Genomic DNA, 5,021 nt, shown 5'->3' with positions numbered 1-5,021 from the left:
ACCCGAGGCCGCGCCGCCGCTCCCCGAGGGCCAGCCCGGCGCGCCCGAGCAGGCGCCGCCCGATCCCGGAGTCGTGCCGACCCCCGCACCGGCTGGGGACTGAGCCACCATGGCCAAACCGCGGTCCCGTCGAGTGCCCGTCGCGGAGCCGGACGAGGGGATCCCGGCCGACTGGAAGCCGCGCGCGCGCAACCGTGAGCAGCTGCTCGAGCTCGTCGAGCTGCTGCCCAACGAGCCGGGCGTGTACGTGATGCGCGATCGCAAGGGTCGCATCGTCTACGTGGGCAAGGCTCGGCGCCTGCGGGCCCGCGTGCGCCAGTACTTCAACGGTCACGACAACCGCCTGTTCGTGCCCGCGCTGTCCAAGCTGCTTGGCGACATCGAGTCGGTCGTCACCTCCAACGACAAGGAGGCGATGCTGCTCGAGAACAACCTGATCAAGCGGCATCAACCCCGCTTCAACGTCAAGCTGCGCGACGACAAGCAGTACCTGGTGTTGCGCCTGGACACCCGCGCGGCCTGGCCCAAGCTCGAGGTCGTCCGCAACATCGCGCAGGACGGCGCGCAGTACCACGGGCCCTATCACTCGGCGAGCTCGGCCCGGCACACGCTGCGGGTCGTCAACCGCCACTTCAAGCTGCGGACCTGCTCGGACTTCGTGCTTCAGCACCGGAAGCGGGCCTGCTTGCAGTACCAGATTGATCGCTGCCCGGCGCCGTGTGTGTACGACGTTGACGCGCAGCTCTACGCCGATCAAGTCCGCGACGTTGGCTTGTTCTTGGCCGGGCGCCACAGCGAGCTGGTCAGCGGCCTCGAGCAGCGCATGCAGGCCGCCGCCGACGCCCTGGAATTCGAGAAGGCCGCCCGCGCCCGGGATCAGCTGCGCGCGATCGAGACCACGCTGCAGCGCCAAGACGTGGTGGGCACCGGCGAGCTCGATCAAGACGTTGTCGGTGTGTACCGCGAGGGCGGCAACGTCGAGTTCGTGGTCATGCACGTGCGCCAGGGCAAGCTCATGGGCACCCAGCGGTTCTCTGAGAAGGGCATGGAGCTGCCCGACGCCGAGGTGCTCTCCAGCTTTCTGAGCGCCTACTACGACGAGGCCCCGCTCGCGCCCGATGAATTGTTGCTGCCCTTCGCGCTGGCCGAGGACGACGCCGAGCCGCTCGCGGAGTGGCTCAGCGAGCGACGCGGCAAGAAGGTGCCCGTCAAGGTCCCCGTCCGGGGTGATCGCAAGAAGCTGGTGCTGCTGGCCGAGCGCAACGCCGCCAGCAACTTCGCCACGCGCCGGAGCAAGCGCGACGACGGCGAGGCGGCGCTGCTCGCCCTGCGCAAGCGCCTGCGCCTGAGCCGGCTGCCGCGGCGCATGGAGTGCTACGACGTCAGCCACATTCAGGGCAGCGATCCCGTCGCGTCCATGGTCGTGTTCGTTGACGGCGAGCCCGACAAGTCCAGCTATCGGCAGTTCAAGATCAAGGGCAGCGGCGGCGAGCTCAGCCAGGGGCACCGCCAAAACGACGACTTCGCGTCCATGCAAGAGGTGCTGGAACGCCGGCTCCGGCGCGCGCTCGAGCACGACGACTGGGCGCTGCCGGATCTCATGGTGATCGACGGCGGCAAGGGGCAGCTCAATCGCGTGATCGCGGCGATGCAGGATCTGGGGATCGCGCTGGGCGACGAAGGCGTGGACTTGGTGTCGCTGGCGAAAGAGCGGCGGTTTGCCGTGACCGCGAGCAAGCAGGGGCTCGAGCGCTTGCGCGAGCAGGGGGTCGCGGAGACCCCCGAGGCGACCCCCGGCCAGGCGCTCGCGGACTATGTGGTGCAGACCGCCGACGATGCAGACGACCCCGGCGAGGTCAGGCCCGAGCGCGTGTTCGTGCCCGGGGCCCGCGACGCGATCGCGCTGCCGCATGGCTCGTCAGAGCTGTACTTGATGACCCGGCTGCGCGACGAGGCCCACCGGTTTGCGATCACGCATCATCGGAAGCGGCGGGGCAAGAGCTCGCTGGTCTCGGTGTTGGATGGGATCCCCGGGATTGGGCCGGCGACCAAGCGGGCGTTGATCAAGCACTTTGGCAGCGTCAAGGCGATCAAGGCCGCGTCGGTCGAGCAGCTGTGCGAGGTCAAAGGGGTGGGGGGGAAGCTGGCGGAGGCGATTGTTGGGGCGTTGAGTGGGTAGGGGGGAGTGTGGTCACAGCTCCGTCAGCGAGTGACGGACCTCGTAGGTGGTGCCATCGCGCGTATAGCGAATGATCGAGGTCTCGGTGTCTCGGTCGATGATGAGTTGGGCGCCGACCAGATCCTCGAAGTCTGGATTGAGCTGCCCATATTGGTTTACGATCATGTACTCACCAGACTCGACTGGTTCGACCGGGCCACACGTGTACATGCCGCAGCTTGCGATTTGCGCAACGGTCACCGTCAGCGCGAGGGTGAGTGCGAGGCAATTTGTCAATCGTTCAATCATCGCTATTCCGCCCTCTCGAGTTCGAACCATTGCCCGTCGAAGTGAAGATCCTGCATGCCCTCGATGTATGGTGCGGCCAAGCTCGACCAGCGCTCTTGCTCTTGGGCGGCGGCACCGGGTCCATCGACCACCGTGACCACTGGATCGACGAACTCGAGTCGCTCACCAAACCGGCACGAGATCGCGCTTTGCGCGGGCGCGCTGTATAGCGCCATCGTGACAAATGCGGGGAACAGAAGCGCGCTTCGACGTAGTACCTGTCCTGGGGTTGCTGGGCTTGTTGTGGTTGTGAGCATGTTGAGGGTTCCTGTGCGGTTGGGCGTCTGAATCGTCATCGGGGAATTCGGTAGTGTTGATTGTTGCTCGATCGTCACACCCGCGTGTCGTGCGGTGGCACGCAGCCTCGGTTGGGGGGCCGAGGCTCGATTGCGCCGAACAAGCGGCGGCTAGAGGTCCGCCAACGAGCGGCGAACCTCGTAGGTTGTGCCATCGCGCGTGTAGCGAATTTTGGAGGTCTCGGCGCCTGGGTCGATGATGAGTTGGGCACCGACGAGATCCTCGTACTCCGGGCTGAACTCGCCGTAGAGTCCGCGAATCATCTCGTACTCTCCAGACTCCGAATCGTCACAGCGTTCGATGCAGCTGGCGATTTGGCTCATGCCCACAACCAGCGCGAGCACAATGACGAGACCACTTGTGAGTCGACTAATCATCACTACTCCACCCTCTCGAGTTCAAAGCCCTGCTTGCCGATGCTCATGGACTGCATGCCCTGAATGCTGGTGGGGATGAAGTTCTCCCAGCGTTCTTGCTCCTGGGCCGCGTCACCCGGGCCACTGACCACCGTGACCATCGGATCGACAAGGTGAACCAACTCACCGGACGGACACCAATTCGCGCCTTGCGCCGGAACGCTCCAGATGGTCATTGTGCCAAAGGCTGCGAGCAGTAGCCCGACGCGGTGTCGTGCGTTGCGTGAGATTGTTGTGTCAGAGAGGGTCATTGTGGACTCCGATCACTGAGCCATTCCGTTGAGTTGTTGTTTTTGTTGATGATGTACTCACCGGACTCGACCGGATCGAGATCGCCGCACCCGCCACACTCGAGGCTGCAGCTGGCGAGTTGGGTCACGCCCACCAACAAGAAGACCGCGGTCCTCAACCAAGAAAACGTGCGATCAGTCATCACTACTCTACCCTCTCGAGTTCGAACACCTGCTCATCGAAGTACAGCTCCAGCATCCCCTCCATGAAGCCAGATCCGACCTTCGACCAGCGAGCTTGTTCTTGGTCAAGGTAGCCAGGGCCATCGACCACGGTGATGATGGGATCAGTGAACTCGACCAGCTCACCGAACGGACACGATGCGATGCCTCGCGCGGGCGCGCCGAAGACCACGACCATGATGACGAACGTGGCAGCCAAGAGTGACATGCGCTGTCGCGCGCCGCGTGAAAATGTTGTGTCAGTGAGGGTCATTGTGAACTCCAATCGTTCCTGGGCGCTGAGGACGCCATCGGGACACCCGATCCCCTGACTTCCGATCGAACCTCTCGCATCGTGGTCACAGTTCAGTCAGCGAGTGACGGACCTCGTAGGTGGTGCCATCGCGCGTGTAGCGAATTATGGAGGTCTCGGTGTCTCGGTCGATGATGAGTTGGGCGCCGACCAGATCCTCGAAGTCTGGATTGAGCTGCCCATATTGGTTTACGATCATGTACTCACCAGACTCGACTGGTTCGACCGGGCCACACGTGTACATGCCGCAGCTTGCGATTTGCGCAACGGTCACCGTCAGCGCGAGGGTGAGTCCGAGGCAAGATGTCAAACGGTCAGTCATCGCTATTCCGCCCTCTCGAGTTCGAACCTTTGCCCCTCGAAGTGAAGATCCTGCATGCCCTCGATGTACGGAGCGGCCAGCATCGACCAGCGCTTTTGTTCTTCGGTCGCGTCGTCCTTGGGACCTTCTATGACCGTGACGACCGGATTTATGAGTTCGAGCGTTTCACCGAACGGGCATGATGTCGCGCTTCGCGCAGGGGCGCTGCATAGCCCCATCGTGAGAAATGCGGCGAACAGAAGCAGGCTTCGACGTAGTACGCGTCCTGGTGTTGTTGGGCTTGCTGTTGTAGTGAGCATGTTGAGGCTTCCTGTGCGGTTGGACGTCTGAAATCGTCACCGGGAAAGTCCGTATTGTTGATAGTTGGAGGCGTTCCAGCTTGCTCGAACGGGCTTCCTCGAGGCCAGCTCTCGGGCTGCGTCTTTGCCCCTTACCTTGGCGCCGTTGAGCCGCTTGTCTCCAATCGCGTTGATGTTGTGTGATACTTCGTGCAGGATGGTGCCGCCGCTCTCGTCGAAAAATCCCCTCGGAGTCCCGTTCGGCCGGAATAGACCCTTCTTGTTGTTTTTGCACACGCGAATCCAAGCATGCCAAGACAAACGCGTCCAAGCTCGCGCATCGGTGAAACCGCAGATTTCGCCGGTGCTTCGGCACTTGAATGTGATCACGTTCTTCGAGCAGCGCCGCACGATCTTGCGGAAGTTCCACTTGATCC

Annotated in this window: 10 protein-coding genes; 1 reads left to right on the top strand and 9 read right to left on the bottom strand. The window is 63.0% G+C overall.

The annotated features are described in order from the left end of the window. Positions 1 to 109 precede the first annotated feature (109 nt). Positions 110 to 2,179 (top strand): excinuclease ABC subunit UvrC, encoded by a 2,070-nt coding sequence (gene uvrC, locus DB30_RS40050; RefSeq protein ID WP_146662835.1) that lies wholly within the window; start codon positions 110 to 112, stop codon positions 2,177 to 2,179. Positions 2,180 to 2,191: 12 nt separating this feature from the next. On the opposite strand, the gene DB30_RS40045 is transcribed toward uvrC, so the two are convergent. The 9 genes from DB30_RS40045 to DB30_RS40005 all read right to left on the bottom strand — a co-directional run. Beyond that, positions 2,192 to 2,419, bottom strand: coding sequence for a hypothetical protein (locus DB30_RS40045; RefSeq protein WP_146662829.1), 228 nt, complete (start codon positions 2,417 to 2,419; stop codon positions 2,192 to 2,194). Between the two features lie 50 nt (positions 2,420 to 2,469). Then, positions 2,470 to 2,682: a hypothetical protein gene (locus DB30_RS40040; protein WP_052559330.1), complete on the bottom strand. Its 213-nt coding sequence runs from the start codon at positions 2,680 to 2,682 to the stop codon at positions 2,470 to 2,472. 231 nt (positions 2,683 to 2,913) lie between these two features. Beyond that, positions 2,914 to 3,126 (bottom strand): hypothetical protein, encoded by a 213-nt coding sequence (locus tag DB30_RS40035; RefSeq protein ID WP_205633191.1) that lies wholly within the window; start codon positions 3,124 to 3,126, stop codon positions 2,914 to 2,916. 56 nt (positions 3,127 to 3,182) lie between these two features. Beyond that, entirely contained in the window at positions 3,183 to 3,470 is a 288-nt protein-coding gene (locus tag DB30_RS40030; RefSeq protein ID WP_146662834.1) for a hypothetical protein, read from the bottom strand. Next, a complete protein-coding gene (locus tag DB30_RS40025) occupies positions 3,467 to 3,652 on the bottom strand; it encodes a hypothetical protein (protein ID WP_052559327.1) in 186 nt (61 codons plus the stop codon). The genes DB30_RS40030 and DB30_RS40025 overlap by 4 nt, the downstream gene beginning before the upstream one ends. Positions 3,653 to 3,654: 2 nt before the next feature. Continuing rightward, entirely contained in the window at positions 3,655 to 3,870 is a 216-nt protein-coding gene (locus DB30_RS40020; RefSeq protein WP_205633190.1) for a hypothetical protein, read from the bottom strand. Positions 3,871 to 4,030: 160 nt separating this feature from the next. Further along, positions 4,031 to 4,258: a hypothetical protein gene (locus DB30_RS40015; protein ID WP_146662829.1), complete on the bottom strand. Its 228-nt coding sequence runs from the start codon at positions 4,256 to 4,258 to the stop codon at positions 4,031 to 4,033. A gap of 50 nt (positions 4,259 to 4,308) precedes the next feature. Then, complete coding sequence (locus tag DB30_RS40010; protein WP_146662827.1) at positions 4,309 to 4,605, bottom strand: hypothetical protein; 297 nt, start codon at positions 4,603 to 4,605, stop codon at positions 4,309 to 4,311. 36 nt (positions 4,606 to 4,641) lie between these two features. Beyond that, positions 4,642 to 5,021 (bottom strand): M35 family metallo-endopeptidase (locus DB30_RS40005; protein ID WP_165704174.1); only part of this gene is annotated, 380 nt, incomplete at its 5' end.

It is taken from the genome of Enhygromyxa salina (assembly GCF_000737335.2).
Lineage (GTDB): Bacteria > Myxococcota_A > Polyangia > Nannocystales > Nannocystaceae > Plesiocystis > Plesiocystis salina_C.
Note: the sequence above shows the minus strand (reverse complement) of the source record. Positions and strands in the feature narration are given on the sequence as shown.